The 19,256-nt window shown below is 38.4% G+C and carries 12 protein-coding genes and 2 CRISPR repeat arrays; of the genes, 11 read left to right on the plus strand and 1 reads right to left on the minus strand.

Features of this window, described 5'->3' with window-relative positions; genetic code table 11:
- The first annotated feature begins 20 nt into the window (after positions 1-20).
- From AC3OCB_RS10720 to AC3OCB_RS10770, 11 genes are read left to right on the plus strand one after another with little or no spacing between them, the layout of a single operon-like run.
- The gene (locus tag AC3OCB_RS10720; RefSeq protein WP_498342481.1) at positions 21-740 is read left to right on the plus strand and encodes a CRISPR-associated endoribonuclease Cas6; all 720 of its coding nucleotides are present in this window, start codon (positions 21-23) and stop codon (positions 738-740) included.
- Complete coding sequence (locus AC3OCB_RS10725) at positions 734-1,366, plus strand: hypothetical protein (RefSeq protein ID WP_498342482.1); 633 nt, start codon at positions 734-736, stop codon at positions 1,364-1,366. The genes AC3OCB_RS10720 and AC3OCB_RS10725 overlap by 7 nt, the downstream gene beginning before the upstream one ends.
- 4 nt (positions 1,367-1,370) lie before the next feature.
- Positions 1,371-1,790, plus strand: coding sequence for a hypothetical protein (locus AC3OCB_RS10730; protein ID WP_498342484.1), 420 nt, complete (start codon positions 1,371-1,373; stop codon positions 1,788-1,790).
- A gap of 14 nt (positions 1,791-1,804) precedes the next feature.
- Positions 1,805-2,521: a type III CRISPR-associated RAMP protein Csx7 gene (gene csx7, locus AC3OCB_RS10735; protein WP_498342485.1), complete on the plus strand. Its 717-nt coding sequence runs from the start codon at positions 1,805-1,807 to the stop codon at positions 2,519-2,521.
- Positions 2,514-3,356 carry a type III CRISPR-associated RAMP protein Csx7 gene (gene csx7 / locus AC3OCB_RS10740; protein WP_498342492.1) on the plus strand — a complete coding sequence of 281 codons (843 nt, stop codon included), beginning with the start codon at positions 2,514-2,516 and terminating at the stop codon, positions 3,354-3,356. The genes csx7 (AC3OCB_RS10735) and csx7 (AC3OCB_RS10740) overlap by 8 nt, the downstream gene beginning before the upstream one ends.
- Positions 3,322-4,143 carry an RAMP superfamily CRISPR-associated protein gene (locus AC3OCB_RS10745; RefSeq protein WP_498342486.1) on the plus strand — a complete coding sequence of 274 codons (822 nt, stop codon included), beginning with the start codon at positions 3,322-3,324 and terminating at the stop codon, positions 4,141-4,143. Before csx7 (AC3OCB_RS10740) ends, AC3OCB_RS10745 begins: the two co-directional genes overlap by 35 nt.
- A 2-nt stretch (positions 4,144-4,145) precedes the next feature.
- Positions 4,146-4,301 carry a hypothetical protein gene (locus AC3OCB_RS10750; protein ID WP_498342487.1) on the plus strand — a complete coding sequence of 52 codons (156 nt, stop codon included), beginning with the start codon at positions 4,146-4,148 and terminating at the stop codon, positions 4,299-4,301.
- Positions 4,291-7,059, plus strand: coding sequence for a Cas10/Cmr2 second palm domain-containing protein (locus AC3OCB_RS10755; RefSeq protein ID WP_498342494.1), 2,769 nt, complete (start codon positions 4,291-4,293; stop codon positions 7,057-7,059). The genes AC3OCB_RS10750 and AC3OCB_RS10755 overlap by 11 nt, the downstream gene beginning before the upstream one ends.
- A gap of 5 nt (positions 7,060-7,064) precedes the next feature.
- A complete protein-coding gene (locus AC3OCB_RS10760; protein ID WP_498342495.1) occupies positions 7,065-7,694 on the plus strand; it encodes an RAMP superfamily CRISPR-associated protein in 630 nt (209 codons plus the stop codon).
- A gap of 3 nt (positions 7,695-7,697) precedes the next feature.
- Positions 7,698-8,618 (plus strand): hypothetical protein, encoded by a 921-nt coding sequence (locus tag AC3OCB_RS10765; RefSeq protein ID WP_498342488.1) that lies wholly within the window; start codon positions 7,698-7,700, stop codon positions 8,616-8,618.
- Positions 8,615-9,367 (plus strand): RAMP superfamily CRISPR-associated protein, encoded by a 753-nt coding sequence (locus AC3OCB_RS10770; protein ID WP_498342489.1) that lies wholly within the window; start codon positions 8,615-8,617, stop codon positions 9,365-9,367. Before AC3OCB_RS10765 ends, AC3OCB_RS10770 begins: the two co-directional genes overlap by 4 nt.
- A gap of 654 nt (positions 9,368-10,021) precedes the next feature.
- Here the strand turns inward: AC3OCB_RS10770 and AC3OCB_RS10775 are convergent.
- Positions 10,022-11,209 carry an IS200/IS605 family accessory protein TnpB-related protein gene (locus AC3OCB_RS10775; protein WP_498342497.1) on the minus strand — a complete coding sequence of 396 codons (1,188 nt, stop codon included), beginning with the start codon at positions 11,207-11,209 and terminating at the stop codon, positions 10,022-10,024.
- Positions 11,210-12,129: 920 nt separating this feature from the next.
- Positions 12,130-14,258: a CRISPR direct-repeat array (repeat unit 24 nt; unit sequence GTTAATCTACTATAGAATTGAAAG).
- A gap of 2,308 nt (positions 14,259-16,566) precedes the next feature.
- Positions 16,567-19,140: a CRISPR direct-repeat array (repeat unit 24 nt; unit sequence CTTTCAATTCTATAAGAGATTAAC).
- Positions 19,141-19,256: the final 116 nt, after the last annotated feature.

The raw sequence follows: 19,256 nt of genomic DNA on the forward strand, positions 1-19,256 counted from the left end.
GTGTGCCATAGGGCGAGAGTATGTTAGCAGCCGAGGTTTATGTAACCCCAGACTCTAACACAATAATACCTCCCTTTAGCAGCAAGGTCGGAAAGACTCTACTCTCAAACCCCAAGGACGTTTCTATATCACCCCTAAAGTACAAGGACAGATATATGGTAAAGTACTTTAACTCACCAGTTTGCCTAGAGGTTATTGGTGGCGAGACTTACTCTTTTGAAATTGGTGGAGACAATGAACGTGTTTTAACCGCACTTTCCAGACTTGAAGAGAGAAAGGTTTTCAACACTGTATGGAGGGTGACGGACATTAAAATAGGTGAAGTAAGGATCGACTCCCTACCGCGATTTTTCGAAGTCGAGGTTTTGACCCCAGCTTTAATAGTCTCTCCATATTATAAGTCAAAGAGAAAGGTCTTTACGAATAAGGCGGAATACGTCTTTTTTACTAACTTGATAGATGTAACTGGTTTAAGGAGGGGTGATGAGAAGTTGATCGATTATCTCTCTGTTTTGAGTTCTGCTCTCTGGGAGGAACCATCTGTGATGCGTTATGCGAAGGTCGTATATGCAGGGAAGACAGTAATAGGTCTCACGGGCAAACTGAGGTACTCTGTAGTAGCAGAAGACAACCTAGTGAAGAGGGTTCTTGAGAGCGTTATTGCTAGGGGGATTGGGAGTTCAAGAAGGAACGGTTTTGGTAAGGTCAACGTGATTGCTGGAGATGGTACTACATGGTAATACTAATTGCACCATTTGACCTATCTCTTCCTCACCTTATAAAGAGAGAGCTGAAGTGTAAGAAATTCTCAAGGATTGACATAGTAACTTACCCAGACGAAGACTTAACCGCTCTTAAGGACTCCTTTAACGGAAAACTTAGGCAGGTTGTAGTTGAAGGGAGCTTTGAAGACATCGTAATGAGGATAGCGGAGCATATAAGTAACTCCAAGAATAGTTATCAAGTACTACTCACACAATACTCGCCAAATGAGCTGATAATGGCCTTAATGGTCTCTTTCGCCGTTGTTAAAAAAGAGGTAAATTTCGTGATGTACATAAAGAACGACAGACTTCTCATCGACGGTAACTTGTTTAAGCCATCAACTTTAGAGGACAAAGATCTGCTTATACTCAAGGCTATAGATAAAGGCATGTACAAAGTTGAAGACATAGCCGAGTTTTCAAAAACCAGCATAGCTACAGTATCAAGGAAAAGAAGGAAGCTTGAAGAAGAAGGCTATATCACGGAGGCTGAAGATAAGTATGAAGTGACTCTAAAGGGAAAAATAGCCTTAACGACTTCAAGGTTTGCGAGTCGAAGTTTCTCTAAACAAAGTTTTCAAAAAGTTGAAAAGTTAAGGTGATTCCATGAATGTAAACGTTTATATATTAGAGAGAGAAAATAAGGATATGTCATCTCCGGATTTATTGGACACCGCAACTAAGATAGCGATTTCTGCAGTTAAGCCGAATCCAAGGGACAGAGAAGGTAGGAAACCATCAGTAGATCAATCAACTATCAACAACTTGCTTACCTTCCTTCAAAGTAGGAGGAACGTAAGTGAATTGTTGGTCTACATTATGCGTCAGATGGGAAGAGGAGAAATTGATGAGCAGACGGGAAAGTTGCTCTTGAGTAATCTAAAGGACAAAAATGTTGAAGAGGCCCTAACACTACTAGGTTACGTTAAATGGATTTATGAAACTTTAACTGGTTTAGAGAAGGACTACTACTCAGTTAAGACTGTCGAGAAATTCAAGGATCTTGTTAATGTCTTGAGCAAGTGAGGTGTAATAAAGACATGAGTTGTGCCGACCTTGACGTAATATCAACTGTTGTAAGGATTGAAGGTAAATTACGAAACGAAACTCCTTTAAGAGTTGGCTCTGGTAAAACTCAGAGCTTTAACGAGGCTACTGATAATCCAGTAATTAAGAGAGGAGATACACCCATAATACCCGGTTCGACCTTAAAGGGAGCTTTCAGAAGTCTAGCTGAGTCTTACATTAAGTCCTTAAACGACAGCAAGTATTATGTCTGTGAAATGAAGGATGACAAATGCGAGAGCTGTAACAAGGAAAAGTACTGTATCCCTTGTATATTATTTGGTTTTAAAGACTTGGCATCAAGGGTTTACATACTTGATTCTGTAGCACAGAGTTTTACCATTTCCCAGAGAACAATGGTTACTATAAGCAGGGTCTTCGGCGGGCAGATGCCTGGGCATTTATACACGCTGGACTATGTTGAGCCAAATGCGGAGTTCACTTTCTCTATGTTAATTTACAACCTAGATATTGTCAACGGAGAAAAGGAAGAGTGGAAGGCTAAGAGCGTTGAGACATTAAAGTATTTGCTAAAGCTCTTTACGAAGGAAGGGATTTTCATTGGAGCTAGAAAGAGCGTAGGATTAGGTTTAACAAGACTGGTTGAGGCAACAGTCTCTCTGTATAAGGCTCCCGACCTAGTTTCTCCCGTGACGAGTAAAAAGCTTGAGGAGGTAATACGTGATGCCTAACTATTCTTTCATCGACAAAAGTGTGATAAGAAGGACTACAATTATTGAAGGAGAAATAATAGCAGAATCTCCTTTGAGAGTTGGGGCTGGGAAAGAGAACTTTGACCCAGCCAGTTTAGCTAGGGACTCTGTGCTTAAAGATGCTGAAGGAAGACCGTATATCCCAGGCTCCTCGTGGAAGGGAGTCTTCAGAGCTACAGGGGAGAGGATTTTACGCTTTAAGAAGAACATTGAAGTTTGTAGCGGGATAGGGAAGGACTACTGCTTAAACAAATATAGAAAATTTAGGGACTTCGAATCAGCATTAAAAACTGAAAATATCGGAGAAGCACTGGAGATTTTTTGGGAGTACACTTGCTTAAACTGTAAACTGTTTGGTACGATGAGTGTAATGGGTAATGTCAAGTTCTTAGACTCTTTGCCTATTACATACTCTCTTAACTCGAGGTCAATGGTTGCAATAAGTAGGACTGAGGGCGCAGCTGTAAGAGGGGCTCTAGTAAGTGTAGAGTATGTTGAGCCTGGTTCAAGGTTCACCTTCAAGTTGATTGGGAACAACTTACCAAATTACTCTATTGGATATCTGTTAGTCGTAATGAAGAGCATTCAAGACGGTCTAGTCCAGATCGGTGGATATAAGAGCAGAGGTTTCGGCTTTGTTAAGTTCGGTAAACTAAAGTTTACAGACACGGGTAAGGAAAGGAAGATCGGAGACGAGGACTTGCCAGTAAACGTAGGAGAGAGCGTGGAAGATGAAGGTAACAAGTTCTTTGAGAAGATGAAACCATTCATGGAGGCTTTTGAAATTGTCAAGATCCCCTATCCAAAGAAGTGAGTATACCCCTAGGAACTACAACGGTTTAGAGGGGGTTATAGAACTAGAGATGACTGTTGAGTCTGACTACCTTCACGTAGGTCAAGGAAAGCGTGGAGTTGAGCTTGTGAAGAGTGTGGATGACGTTGAAAAGCTTGTTGAACAAGCACTTCAAGGTAAGTTGCCTAATGTCGAAGGGTACTTCTCTAAGGAAGCCTTTCTGCTCAACAAACAAGGAGATAAGGTGGTTATACCGGGATCAACAATAAAGGGGTTAGTAAGAAGCAGACTTGAGCTATCAATCCCAGGTTCATGTTACATAGTGTCGAGACCCTCCAACTCCTCTTCAAGTGTTTACAAGAGGATTTTCAATCCTCTTCCTAAGCCCAGCGACAGGTTTGACATTAGAGAATATAGAGAGGTATGCCCGGTCTGTGACTTGCTAGGAAACTCTGGGTTAGCCAGCAGGGTGTCCTTCAGTGATTTCGTTATGACTTCGGGTAAAACAAGTTTTGTTAGTAAAGCTAATGCAAACTATGAGGTAGTAACAAAGGGGTCAAAGTTCATTGGTAAGGTAGTTTATAGGTCGATAAAGTCGGTTGAGGAGTTAGGCATGTTGCTATACGGCTTTGGCTTAAGGCAGGACGGGAGCTCCAAGGTGATGCTTTTGGGGAGGTTCAAGTTCTCTGACAGACAGTTCGGAAGAGTAAAGTTTTCCGTAAAAAACATGGACATTAACGCAGTAAAGAAATATCTAACTCAGTTCCAGAACCGCTTCAAACCAAGGGACTTCAAGGAGGAGTGGTGAAAATGAGACTCTGTATAAGGTATGATCTATACGTGGAGGAGTGCATAGAAGGGAAAGATTATATAGCTGCTTTCGAAATCGACGAAAGTAAAGATAAGATTAGTTGGAACGGAAAAGAATATATTAAGATGATGGTGAAGTACAGTGATGAGAGGTAAGCTTCTATTACCGGATTTTGAAGTAAAGAAAGTAGATGAGAGCGATTTACCAGGTTTAAAGGCTGAGTTCATCAGAGCTTTAACAGCACTAGCTAACTATTCCTGCGATCTTGTTGGCAATAACGAAACAAAGGCTACCAACTTGTATGCCGATCTAATATCAATAATATACAAACTCCCCACAGTCTTATCCTATGCTCCTGCATTTCCCCTTAAGCCTTCATCTAACACAGGTCTCCCGACGCCATTTGAGTACTTCTTCACCTATGTTATTGTCAGGCATTTGGACGTAGATATAGACTACAATAACATTGAGGGTTTGCTAAAGACCTTAGATTCACAAAAGAGAGAGAAGATTGACGAGGTCATAAAGTTTACCTCAACTCTAGGGAATTTGTATGAGAAACTGCTTTACACCCCTGCAGACACAAGACCTGGCTTCAACTTTACCTCTTTGGTCTCTCACCTCCAATTAACCTCCATCCTAGTTTGGTTGCTCCAGCCATCCTCCTTAGATCTTAATTACTTGAGAATAGCAGCTTTACTTCACGATCTAGGCAAGCTCTTCAACCCTACCAACCACGTGACAGCATCTGTGGAGATCCTTGACCAGGTTATTGAGGGGTCAGGTTGCCTTAAGGGCACACTGAGCAGGGTCAGAGAGCTGGTTGAAAAGCATCACAGCAACGAGTATATCGGGATAGTAGAGAAGGCTGATATGCTTGCCTCAGCCACCGACAGGCTGAGCGATATAGTGAACAAGGTGTTGGAGAGCGAGGACGTAGCAGGGATTAACAAGTGCAAAGACGTCTGCTACTCTCTCTCAGCTAAAACCAAGGAGTGTATGGAGTGTTTAGAAAAGCTTGGTGAGCAAAGCTACGAGAGGGCAAGCCAGATACTTTACAAGAGTATTTTGGAGAGCTTCGGCCTTGAGATTGAACAGTTGGATGAGGTCATAGAGGTTTGGAAATCAACACCTTCAAAGAAAGTGGAAGTCACTAAGAGGGAAGCTGTAGGCGAAAGCCTAGGCTACCTAGTTTATATAGACTTCCCCGGGGTGCAGAGGTTTATAACAAGCTTTCCCAAGTTAAGGGACATGAGCTTTGCCAGCTTTCTGGTAGACTTCATCACCTCAGTCTACCCGTTCATTGTTTTAGACCAAGTGTATTACGAGAGGACTAAGCATAAATCAAGGATTCCAGCTGAGGCTTTGCTGAGCGGTTACGGAGGTCACTCATACATAGTCGTTAGGAGAGACATTGTAGAGAACGAGAGCGACCCTGAGAAGAAAAAAGAGGAGGTAAAGCGTTTGTTAATGAATTCATCACCAGAGTACTTAGACATAAGGCTAGATGTCAAGGTCGTGGACTTAGCTTACGAGAACTACGTTAAGGACTACAAAACCATTAGGGACGAAATTGCCTCTATGGGTTATGAGAGGTACAAAGTAGACTATAAGGAGAAAGTATACTCCCTTGGCTTACATAGGGTGTGTGATAACTGCGGAATAAGACCAGCAGTCAAGCGGTTAGAGAAAAACGGGGAAGAAGAGTACTTGTGTGAGGTATGCTCGTTAGTTAGGGAACTTTCTTCGAATAGGGGTTTCATGGCAAAGCTCAACTCTACTTACTTAATAGAAGGAGAAAGTGTGAGTCCAAGAGACGATATAGACATAAATGTTGATAAAAATGACCTAGAGGCACTTGGTGAGGTTGCAATGGAAATTATTGCAGGTTACAAGACGATAAATGACACCAAGTATGTAGCCCTTGTTAAAGCTGACGGTAATGACGGTGGCAAAATCTTCGGTAATACAGCAACTTTCTCAGAGTACATAGACAAGAGCTTCAGGCTGGACTACGGTGTCAAAAAGTCCTTCTACAAGACTCTGAGTGAATTACTGAGGGCTGAAAAGGAGGTAAATAACGGCAGTAGTAATAACTTCAAGGATTTGACTTCAAGGACATTGGCAGGAGTCCTCTACCTTGGAGGAGACGACATAATGTTAATGATGCCTTCAGTAATTGCAGTACCATTTGCTGTAAAGATGTTTGAAAGTGTTAATAAGGAAACTGGCTTCACTTTCAAGGTTGGAGTAATTTCAGTCAAACCAGATCACCCTGTGCAATTCGCTTATAAGGCTGTGAACGAGCTAATGGAAAGCAGCAAGTTGAAAAAGAAATCTTCGTTGAGTTGTTTAGTCTTTTCTTCAACTTTGGCAACTGAAGGAGTTATTGAGGCAGAACTAGAGAAATATAAAGGCAAACAAGATAGTAAACATAATAAGGATACTGGATCAAAGGAGAATAAACAAGAGCAGGACAGTTACTTAGTTGTTTCAAACGACATTGAAAACGTCAAAGAACTTTTACAAAAAGTTAAACTATGGCCAGAGCCGGAAGGAAGCATGTTTAAGGAAGAGAATGTATTTAAGGAATTGGTAGAGATTTATTATAAAGGTGATAAAAAGAGAATTAGAGATATAATAAGGCCTTTAGAAGACCTCACTAACTATGCAGACACTCACAAGTTCTATGATACTTTAGCTTACATACTTAGATATAGAGCTAGGAGTAAGAGAAGTGAGGAAGAAGATAAAAGGAATAAAGGATTCAGCGATTATGACTTAGTTTCATTCTTGCTGAGTAGCAGACTTAAAGAGAAGGATAAAGAGGAGAAGGAGGAGGGTGAAAAACCAATAAAGATACCCCTCTACGACTATTACTTCATATTAAAGTCAATTAGGGTGGGGGTGTGAGAAGAATGGTAGCTGTAGCAATTAAAGCCACCTTAAAGAACTTGTCTTCTCTCACTATAGCTGGAGGAAGCACGATAAACACAATAGACATTCCTTTAAACCCCTTTATCCTACCAGCCTCGAGTATCAAGGGAACTATGAGGACTGCAGTTCATAATGCAATTCAAGTTCTCAAACTGCTGCCTGAAGGCAAGTACACGTCATGTGGAGAAGTAGAGCCAGAGAAGATAAAACCATGTGATGTGTGCAACTTGTTCGGATACCCTAACTCTAAAAGCTCAGGGTGTTTCACGATTGAGGTAGAAAATATGAAAGAAGTAAGAAGTACTTACATAACAAGAGTTTCAATAGACGATAAGAAGCAAATTGTCAACGAGGGCTCTCTGTTCAACCAAGAGATAATTCCGCCAAGTAACGAATTTTCTTTCTCGATTTACTATAGGTGTGACATGAGGCTCTTTAAGCTGCTTTTGTATTCACTTCTGGCTTTGAGGTACTGGAGGTTAGGTAGAAATAGCATGATTGACGTAAGAGTGAACAACGTGGACGAGATATGTAAGTCAGTTCAGTGTGACGACGAGATAAAAGAGATCTTGTCCCAGCTTTCAAACTACATGTGGGAAGGAGGGGGTTAACCCATGATTCTCATAAAACTAAAAGTGAATGGGTATATAACCACGCAGATGAGAAAGGTAAAGAACTACTACTTCTCGATAACAGACTACATACCAGCAACCACACTGAGGGGGGCAATCCTAAACGAATATTACCAGCAGAAAGGCAAGATTGATGAGGACTTCTACGTGTCCCCCGCTTACCCATTAAAGACAGCCCCAGCACACTACTTTAGCCCCGCAACGCAGAGGAAGGGGGCTGAGTTCAGAGAGGAGAAAGAGATTCTTAAAAAGAAAGATGAAGAGTTTGCCCAAGGTAAGGACATTAAAGAAATACTCAAGCTTGACGTCAAGGCTAAGCCCAAAATAGGCACACTTATAACCTTTTCGGAGGAAAAAGAAGGACAGAACTTGTACACGGGTAAGGGCAGTGAGTCAGTCGTGTTAATGCACGTAGCAATAGACAAGAACTCTGGGGCTTCACGCAAGGGGATGTTATTCGCCTATGAGTATAAGCACTTTGAAGTGCTGTGGGCTTTGGCTTCAGACTCTTCAGATGTCATAGACGTAGTTAAAAGGGTGAGGGTAGGGAGGAGCAGGAATAGGGTGAGTAAGTACGTGGAAGTAGAGAAAGTCAGAGAGGTCTCTCTCGAAGAACCTAAAGACGGTCTCTCTTACTGTCTCTCACCATGTGTGCCGTCATTATTTGGGAAGGAGTTCTTTAAGGCTAAACTGGTAATTGGGGATACGTCCACGTATTCGGGCTGGTTTACTAACGACAAGTTCGGGGGACAGAAACCTGTCTTTACCACGTTGAAGGAAGGTTCATTGGTCTATCTGGAGGGAGGAAATAACAACATGAACGACAAAATAAAGCGGGCTGGTCTTAACTTCATGTTCAAGATAACTGACTTAAAATCACTCCTCGATAGGGTGAGCCCATGATCCAGCTATACAGTTTAAAGTTTAGTGTGCCTAACGGGTTTAGAATAGGAAGTAAAGTAGATGGGAACTTAGTGACACAGCTGAGGATAGACAGTGACATAGTGCTTATCCCCTCTAGCAGCTGGAAAGGGATGTTTAGGAGGGTGAGCGAGAGTGTGCTGAACAGCAGGGAGCACTCCAATGGACACAGTGTAAGTGATAAAGCTATTCAAGAAGAAGTAGCGAAAAAGGCTGAAGATCTGGCTAAAGTTGACCAGAGATTTAGAAAGATAGCTGAGAGCAACAACCTAATTACGATAAAGGGGTTACAAGGAGAGATCCAAGTTAACGATAATGAAAAGCTCGCAGAACTCTACGGAGAGTACAGCTGTCCCATAGAGAGGCTCTACGGCGGGAAATACTTTGCTGGGGGTATAACAGTCTCAGATACAGTTATTAAAAGCCCCGAAATTGAGCAGAGAACCCACGTATCTATTGACAGAAAAACGAGGAAAGGAATGGAGGGGCACTTATATCAAGAGGAAATTGTCCATGTGAACTTCCTCGAGGTCAAGGTCATAGTTAGGGGAGAGTTTGAGCTCTGGAAGAACACGCTTAAGTTCTTGAGGGACATTGGGTACTTCATAGGCGGTGGAAAGTCTAGAGGGATAGGATATATTAAGCTTAACGACAAGGAGAGCATGTATGCTGAGGTAAAGGGGCTAGGCGAAAGACCTAAGTTCGACGTTTTAAGCAAATACCTTTCCTAATTTTTTATTTTACCAGGCAGTGAGTCTTAGGCTTCTTTAGCAAATAACAGTTAAATTGTTTGCCCTTAGCTCTAGTCTTACAATTATCTTGAATGAGTTTTTTAATTATAAACTAACGAAACTCATACTTGTAGTTGTTTTCCTTGTCCCTTATCACTAATTTGCTCTTTAAAAGCTCTGTAGAAAACCTTAAACGATTAAGATAAACCTAGGATTATCTAGATCGTTATCCACTTATGTTATATGCTATTATCTTTGGCACAACGTATTTTCAGCCATCTTTGAGGTAATTCACTGTTCCATATTATTCCTCTATTTTTACTCTCTTTCAGTAAGCATAGGACATTCTCGTCTTCGTTTAGAACGTCTTAATGTCCATCTGGGAATCCCTTAAGCGTAGAGTATAAAAACTAACTGCTGAGCTTTCAGTGTTAAGCGATTAACCGCTTTACGGAAAACCATTCTCGCTTTCAATCCCATATTAGGTTAGCCGGGGGGTTCAGCTTTCATAGGCATTTATAGACCTATGAAAGCCTTGGGGTTCATCAAGCTCAGCCACCATCGTGAGTTCATCGGTGGCATATCATGACCCTTGCCCCCTTTCGTGGCAACCCCTCCCAGAACCCTCATCCACACCTTCACCCGAGGGATCATCTATTTGATCACCGCACGGAAGAAGGTGCTCGGGCTCTGGTGAAAGCCACACATTTTGAGGTCAATATTTATTGCACCACAGGGCTGTCTGTCTAATTCTAGACCACCCTTTGAACCCCTGACCACCTGCCCCTCTTGGAGCTTTACCATCCATCCTCCGCATCTAGGACAGGTGGATGAGGTGTATCTAGGGTCAACTAATTTTACCTCGGTTTTATAGCTCATGATACTAACTATCTGTTTCCAGTTTTGTTTAGCAATATCTCTGTTGTGGTTTTTCGAGTCGTTAAACATCCCCTCTTTGTTTAAGTCCTCAAAGCCGTGAATTGCATTTGGGAACAACTTTGCGAGTGCGGTAGTGAGTTTATGCACAAAATCCTTAGCTCTATTTTTCTCCCTCTCACCGTGCCTGGCTACTTTCTCCTTTACTGAGTTCTTCGTACTAGCTACACTCTGTACTCTCTTCCTCTTTATTTCGTGGACTCTGTGGATGTGGTACAGTTCACTCAAATCAATTTTTATCCATCCGTATTTCGGTGAAAAGCCATCAAGACTGAACAAGTTTGAGTCCCAACCAATATATTCAGCGTGATTTTTCTCCTCTTTTGGTCTTCTGAAAGTGATTATTAATTCGTTCCTTGTCAGTATCAGCTCACCCAGATCTAGCCCTTGAACCCTGTTCTTAAACCAGGCTTTTGCTAAGTCAAACTCGAGGTATAGTTTCCTAGGTACTATTGTGACTCTAATCTTCCCATTCTTGTAGGTGTAGAGCGTTTCTTTGACTCTAACAAACAGCTTCTTGACAGTAGGTTTTGCTCTCCTCCTTTCTCCCTTAAGATAGTTCTTCTTCCAAGACTTCAAAATAGAATAAGCTACTTTTATTGCAGAATCAACATAGTGGGAAGCATAAGACCAACCATTCTCCAGATCTTTTCTAAGCGAGTTTCTGAACTCCCTAGTCTTTGGAAGCAGTGGAACGAGACGTTTAATTTGATAGCATCTCTTCTTTCTCTTCCTCCCGCTTTCAACCTCATAGCATTTCTCCTCCCATTTTTCAACCCACGTGATGTTGTCCCAGATTATGTCTACTGCTTTCTGCAACAGAGAGCGGTAGTTGATTAAGAAACCGACAATGTTGTAGCTGTGCTTGACCTTGTAGCTGACAACCTTGTAGGAGTCGTCTTGTATTTTTAATCACCTTATTATTTATTTTAGTTTTTTCATCTTTATCTATCAAAATATATCTGTGTCTATCAAATATTTAACTGTTTCGGAAGGCTAAACAAAATCTTATTTTTACTAATTATTATTTAGGTATTATAGAAGGAGCAAAGGTTTTTAAACCAGAAGACGACAATTAATCGGGGGCGGGGGACATGTTGAACGACTTGGAAGCTTAACTGTGAAGAGACAGGCTAGTTCTGAATCCCCCGCCCCTTCGAGTTATAATTTGTAAACCCATGTTAATAAGCGTTTCTGTCCGTGGTTTGACAATTAGACGCACTGAGGGTGGTTTAGAAGAACGCCACAGTTTTGCAGCTGTGCATAATCCTTATAGGAGGACTTTCTGCCCCTCCTAACTGTGTATAGTGGTAATAATGGGAAATACTAACCGGACGAAGGGATATGGAGGGAAGTCTGGTACCAGTTCATCAAAAAGCGTCAAGTCCTAAGTATAGCCAATTTTCTCACTTTTTTATATAATTTGAGGGAGTCCATGTGTACTCATTTCTATTAGAAGTTAGTGGAGGTTGTCTTCGTAACTGAGCAAAAACTTAACTGTTTATTGACGGGAAAAGTTGTAGGGCAATCCAGCAAAGTTTTATAATTTATTAAAAGATAAAAATAAATAAATTACGAATTTTTTAAGTGGTCTATGATCTTTTTGAATTTTTTGTCCCGTCTTTGCAAGTGAAAGACGTTAGACCTAGAGGCGTTAGGGGGTAGGACGTCAGCCTAAATTAATTACCTCTTTAGAGAATGCGTTAAAATCCCGTGTTTTGAAATGATACAAAGTTAACTGAAATAAATTCTAGGGCCGACTTAAAGAAAAGCTTATAATAGAGAGAGAAAAAATATAAGATAGAGGAAGGGTATAAAAGCCTTCAGTTAATCTACTATAGAATTGAAAGTATACTCCGTAATCTATTAAAGTACCTAGGTCAATCATTTGTTAATCTACTATAGAATTGAAAGTCCAAATGGATATTTGGATCAATGAAAATTAAAGAATTGTTAATCTACTATAGAATTGAAAGCTGTATCCATACAGTTGCACTGCTTGAGCTGCAGAAGGTGTTAATCTACTATAGAATTGAAAGTAACTTTTCTATTTGATAAATGCCTCCAGTGTCTCGTTATGTTAATCTACTATAGAATTGAAAGAGTTAAAAAACTTAAAAACATTTAGGTCATTTTTGACTGTTAATCTACTATAGAATTGAAAGAGGAGAATTTGTTAGAGAGGCAATTATAGAGAAATTACAAAAGTTAATCTACTATAGAATTGAAAGACACATAAATGATAAATCGTAATCCTTAATATCTTATAAAGTTAATCTACTATAGAATTGAAAGGGTAACATGCTCCCCGCGATTGAGGGAACAACTACTTTTGCGTTAATCTACTATAGAATTGAAAGTACACCAATGGAATCCTGTCCTACCCTCTCAAACGTATAGTTAATCTACTATAGAATTGAAAGTCTTCATAATCATAGTCTTCTTCATAGACCATTATCTCACGTTAATCTACTATAGAATTGAAAGTCTCTAACTCGGGGTTGTTAGGGGCGGAGCCCCTAATTGGTTAATCTACTATAGAATTGAAAGCAATCCCTCTCTTCTTTAGAAATATCTCTAGCAAGAACTGTTAATCTACTATAGAATTGAAAGATATTAGAGAAAACATTTCCAACCTGTTGAAGATTTTGAGTTAATCTACTATAGAATTGAAAGAAAATTTAATAGATAATCTTATATATGACGGTTTACTAAGTTAATCTACTATAGAATTGAAAGTTATGACCTCTAAGTTCTGTTAATGTAGCATTAGGATAAGTTAATCTACTATAGAATTGAAAGTAGGCATATAGATTTTTGAGGAAATATGTCTGAGATCAGTTAATCTACTATAGAATTGAAAGTAAGGCGATGGTAAGAATAACGTAATCGGGATCATTATACTGTTAATCTACTATAGAATTGAAAGTCCGTCACTAATTGATAAAGATACACTGTAACGTTCGCTGTTAATCTACTATAGAATTGAAAGATTATTTGTAGTAATATGCTACAGTTCTTTACCATCCAGCTGTTAATCTACTATAGAATTGAAAGAATTTATCGAAAATTTTTCTCACTTCTTCCGAGTCATCTGTTAATCTACTATAGAATTGAAAGTTATCAGTCTTCAGCAACACAAAGTTTTCGCATTCTGAAACGTTAATCTACTATAGAATTGAAAGATCGAATACTTCCTAAGGAATGTTTATGACTTCTTTAAGGTTAATCTACTATAGAATTGAAAGTGGAACAAAAGCTAGTGGATCCACATGGATTTTACAAGTAGTTAATCTACTATAGAATTGAAAGGTGCCTATTATCGCTACCGCCGAAACCGCAACTGCGGTGTTAATCTACTATAGAATTGAAAGAGAAAACCAATGACTTTCTACGAGCTTCGAGATGCACTAGGTTAATCTACTATAGAATTGAAAGTTTCTCTTCTTCCATTCTTATCCCTCCGAGATAATTTTCTTGTTAATCTACTATAGAATTGAAAGACAGTGAGCTACGGCGTGAAGTTAGCTAAGCTGTCTGTCGGTTAATCTACTATAGAATTGAAAGTTCAATAACTTCTACTTTGTCTGATAGTCTTCTGAGGTATGTTAATCTACTATAGAATTGAAAGTGAGCTCCATCTTTTTTGTTTTTAAAGCGATTTCACCAGTGTTAATCTACTATAGAATTGAAAGCGATAGTATTAAAATGAAAATACGGGCACTCGGTACTATCTAGTTAATCTACTATAGAATTGAAAGCAATCGAGTACTTTGGCATAATACTTTTTTCTCTCAAGGGTTTGTTAATCTACTATAGAATTGAAGGCCAGAATTGATTTCTTGTGCAGCTGCCTTCAAAATAGAGTTAATCTACTATAGAATTGAAAGCTCCTCCACATATTAAAGTACAAGGTTCATCGTTATCTGAGGTTAATCTCCTATACAATTGAAACTAATTAACTAATCACAATCTATTAGCTAATATCTAGATTTTTATTTAGGTTGACTAAAGTTGATGTCTCTTACTCTAGTTCCTTCGATTCTCAAGGTTAATCAGTACCATTTAACGCGACAGACCTAAAAGCACTCACTGTCTACATAGATATACTACAAAGATTTTTTGCTAACTATAAGTGAAATAGGCAAAGAGCAAAAGGAATTATCACTTCTATAACTGATAAAACTACAAATTTAGCTACGACAATAAATATTAATGTTGTTAATAAGAGGAGACACCGTCATTGTTATTTAAGTTAGTATAGTTGTTTGTATTTATGATCTGCGAATGTGTTAGTATGAGTCATATTTTGCGGAGGGAAACACAAAATAATGTATCCAACAGATGTGTTTGAAGAAGGCTGTTTCCAATATAGCGATAAATCTATATACTTTTAGTTACTACTAATTACCTTGAGGCAAAGCTGGATGAAGCTCCTTCTGATGATGCGCAATGCGTGGAGGGAAAGAGTTTACAGCAGAAGTCTCAGATGGAAGGCTTATGGCGTTAGCCTCGACTGAGCCCCATGCGGCGTAGTTGATGCTGATGATACTACGCCTAGAGCCAACTCAGACCACGGATCAAAAGTATCAAGAAGTATCTAGAAATGACATGGTCTGGGAAACGCTTAGGAAAATAACTGTTTAATGGGTCCGGTTTTGACAACACAAACTTATAGAAGTAATGATGATTTTTCTAGCCTGTTGGCATAAGCTACAGGTTCCCCGTTTACTTCGATATTGTGACGTTGAAATCACTGTTATGTTAGGGGTGAAATTAGTTGTACCAAATTGGTTAATTGTTGTCCAGTGTTGCAAAACTAATCCTTAATATGCTTGTACTTTCATCCAAATTTAAGTACACAGTACTCAAAGCGATATCTGATTGCTTCTCTTAATTCCCATCTTTCATCCAAAGTTAAATACACAGAGACAAATTATGGAGCATCATTAAGTTGGGCACACAACATCTTTATCCTCTAAACGCTAAGAAGAGTAAAACAGAAAAGCAAGTACCTAGGTTATTCCAATCACCTTCTCCTCAACATTTGACATCATGTCACGATGATTATGAAAATAATCATTGTTTTTGGTAAAAGTAGATAGAGGTACCAGTTAGAGCTCTTCCGAGGATCTGTTGTCATACTCGTTGAGTGCTTAAAGTACTGTTAATTGTTGATGAATTAGTTGAGAGAAAAGATGTTGCCATAACTATTGGAGCGGAAATAGCAAGATATCTGAATGTTAATATATTATCAATGTTAAACTGCTTCATATTCAAGTAGGGAAAACTGTCGAGTTCACTGGAATCTCAAGAGTCGTTAATTTATCGTCAGTATAGAGCATATAGGTACATAAGTTACGTTTCCCTACTCATGTTACTTTTCGTTATTTTTCAACACTTTCAATTCCATGAGTAAGGTTAGCCCTAGCTGTGGTTGAAGCTGATGATACCACACGGCAGGGGGCTCGGTCTAGCCCAACGCCATGGGGCTCCCATGTTTGTTCAAATACCTTAAACCCATGTTTATTGCTCCTATTACATCTCTGTCGAGTCCATTTTCAGCCTATTTCTACAATTAAACTTCCCCCGGATTGGGAGTTTAACATTTTGCACGTCAAAATTAACTGTTAATGTGGAGCTGTCTATAATATTCTGCAAATACACCTCGGTCGTTTATAACAAATGTCTGATTATATTTGAGGATAACAATTATGCATTTAGGCACTGAAAATGTAGTTTGGCGATCTATTGTAAAGCGGTACTATATACATGTGCTTATAGTTAACTAACATGACCGTTAGATCCCCATTGCCAATTATATTAACTGCCTCCTTGTTGCAGTTAGCACTGCGATAGGCAGAGTTAATAAAAACAAGATTAGTGAGACAAAACCAGTTTTCATTTCTACTAGTCCATGCAAAGATTGTGTTGATAATTATTTCTGTGCTTGACTCATTGTTGTTCTTTTCAAGAATTGAAAGATTTGGAATGAGAGGCGAAGTAGATATGGTTAGCGCAAAGTCGGAGTGGCACTAATGATATAGGCAAAGCTTCCGTTTACTATAGCTCGAGTCGATACGGGCCAGGGTCATATAGCAGTTATTAAGATTTAGTGGAAGCTGTGATAGTAAACGAAAAACATTTGTCTCGTTAAATGCGATGAACCATCATCAAGCTGTGACAAGGAGGAGCTTAAAGGAAATTGTTCTACACGAGAACTACTAGATGCTTCCGAGATGACAAACGAAAAAGAGATACTTCTTTCAATTCTATAGCGGATTAACGTAGAGACAGTACCTAAGGCATTAGCTAACTTATTCACACCCTTTCAATTCTATAGTAGATTTACCTTATCGTGTTGATTATGAACATTATGTTGATAGATACTTTCAATTCTATAAGAGATTAACTCGTATTTTCTCATAATACCGTTAAAAATTGTAAATGTAATCTTTCAATTCTATAAGAGATTAACTATTAGCTTCCACGTAGATTTGCCTGTTGTGATTACGTACTTTCAATTCTATAAGAGATTAACACGGTTTGTGGATTAATCCGCACCCAGAAGACGATTTAACTTTCAATTCTATAAGAGATTAACTTCTTTACTTTGACTAAAGCGTCAATGGGTTTAAGATATCTTTCAATTCTATAAGAGATTAACAGTTTCGGGGTATAAACTTTTGATCTCTTTTCCACATATCTTTCAATTCTATAAGAGATTAACCATATATGATAAGGTAGCCGTACCAAGCCAATATTGTAAACTTTCAATTCTATAAGAGATTAACTAGTATTTTTTATAAGCTTATTGCAACTTATAGATAAAAATCTTTCAATTCTATAAGAGATTAACAGCTTTATCTGAATGTCTTCTGCTGACGGCGTTCCTAGCTTTCAATTCTATAAGAGATTAACATATACAACAGACTTGGCATTGATTATGGCATAGCTTACGATGTTCTTTCAATTCTATAAGAGATTAACAGAGACATTTAGTAAAACAGTGCTACACTTTAATCTCTACGCTTTCAATTCTATAAGAGATTAACAAAGCAAACTGCAAGAAATGAGAAAGAATAAGCTTAAAGAACTTTCAATTCTATAAGAGATTAACATTTAGAAATAACGTATGATGAAGGAGCAGGATACGTAAACTTTCAATTCTATAAGAGATTAACAGTACAACAATTAACTTCTACATCAGCATACCTAAATGCTTACTTTCAATTCTATAAGAGATTAACGAGGTGTGGACGCAAATATGTCGTGACTCACAGGGTCATCTTTCAATTCTATAAGAGATTAACTGAAAAAGAGCTAAACGACGAGGAGTGGAAGAAGAAAATACTCTTTCAATTCTATAAGAGATTAACATAAACTTCAGAGCTTCTTCATCCACAGCCCCTTCTCTGACTTTCAATTCTATAAGAGATTAACTGAAGGCTTTGCGGGGGGGGTATATAGTTTAATTTGTGAAAGCTTTCAATTCTATAAGAGATTAACCAGCAGAACTAGCAAAAGGAACAGCGCATGGAGAAGAACTTTCAATTCTATAAGAGATTAACGTAGATAAGGATAACGGCAAGTGGTATTTAACTAAACACTTTCAATTCTATAAGAGATTAACGGAGCATACGCTTCGCTCGATAAAAAAAGGATAAATTTCTTTCAATTCTATAAGAGATTAACTATCTTCTACTTTAGGCGTCTCTATCTCTTTTCCACATCTCTTTCAATTCTATAAGAGATTAACCTTTGTGCCGTGCTTTTGCACTATAGACTTTGGTATGTACCTTTCAATTCTATAAGAGATTAACTATAAGAATAACACCAATAACACCGCAACAGCTAAGAGATTCTTTCAATTCTATAAGAGATTAACTCGACCTGCTGGCAGAAAAGATAGATTACTGCCTTTCACTTTCAATTCTATAAGAGATTAACATCTATGGAGGTTCTTTGCTAGGGCAATGGCTGGAATGTTGCTTTCAATTCTATAAGAGATTAACGAGGACGTCAAACAAGCCGTATTTTTGCATCACGTCGAACTTTCAATTCTATAAGAGATTAACAAGACAAAAACGGGAAATTGATATTGAAGAGCAAACAAGCTTTCAATTCTATAAGAGATTAACAGGGATGCAATTATTCTTTGGCTGAAAGAGGTAAATAACTTTCAATTCTATAAGAGATTAACGCTGAAGATCACAGACAAAGACTGAAAGAGAAATTCGCATCTTTCAATTCTATAAGAGATTAACTTGAATAAAGAAATTTTTATTTACATAAATGGATATTGGATCTTTCAATTCTATAAGAGATTAACGATAAAGTACCAGACACTGAGGATATGGCTTATAACGATCTTTCAATTCTATAAGAGATTAACGTGAAAAACATTGTTCCATCAAAATCAACAAGTAGCAGTCTTTCAATTCTATAAGAGATTAACCTTATTTCACCGTCAATAGGGCTGTCATAAACAACGACTTCTTTCAATTCTATAAGAGATTAACGACTCTATGGATAAAGAAGAGAAATAAGTCTTTTTTACTTTCAATTCTATAAGAGATTAACATTAGGAAGTAAACGCTAATATAAACGAGAAATTCTAGAAACTTTCAATTCTATAAGAGATTAACAAATTGTTTTTTTGATTTATCATTTGTTAGAATTATCTCCTTTCAATTCTATAAGAGATTAACTGCTTGGGGAAAATACTTCATGCTCTCATATATCCAGTTCTTTCAATTCTATAAGAGATTAACAGAAGAACAGAGCTACTATTTTGTAGTACCAGGAAAACCCTTTCAATTCTATAAGAGATTAACTGAAACTTTTTATACCCTTTTACTATCTTATATTTCTTCTTTTCCTATTATAAGCTTTTCTCATATCATTTCTTAGAATTTATTTCAACTAAGTTTATATCATTTCAAAAGCCGGG

The sequence above is a fragment of the Sulfurisphaera sp. genome (genome assembly GCF_059755235.1).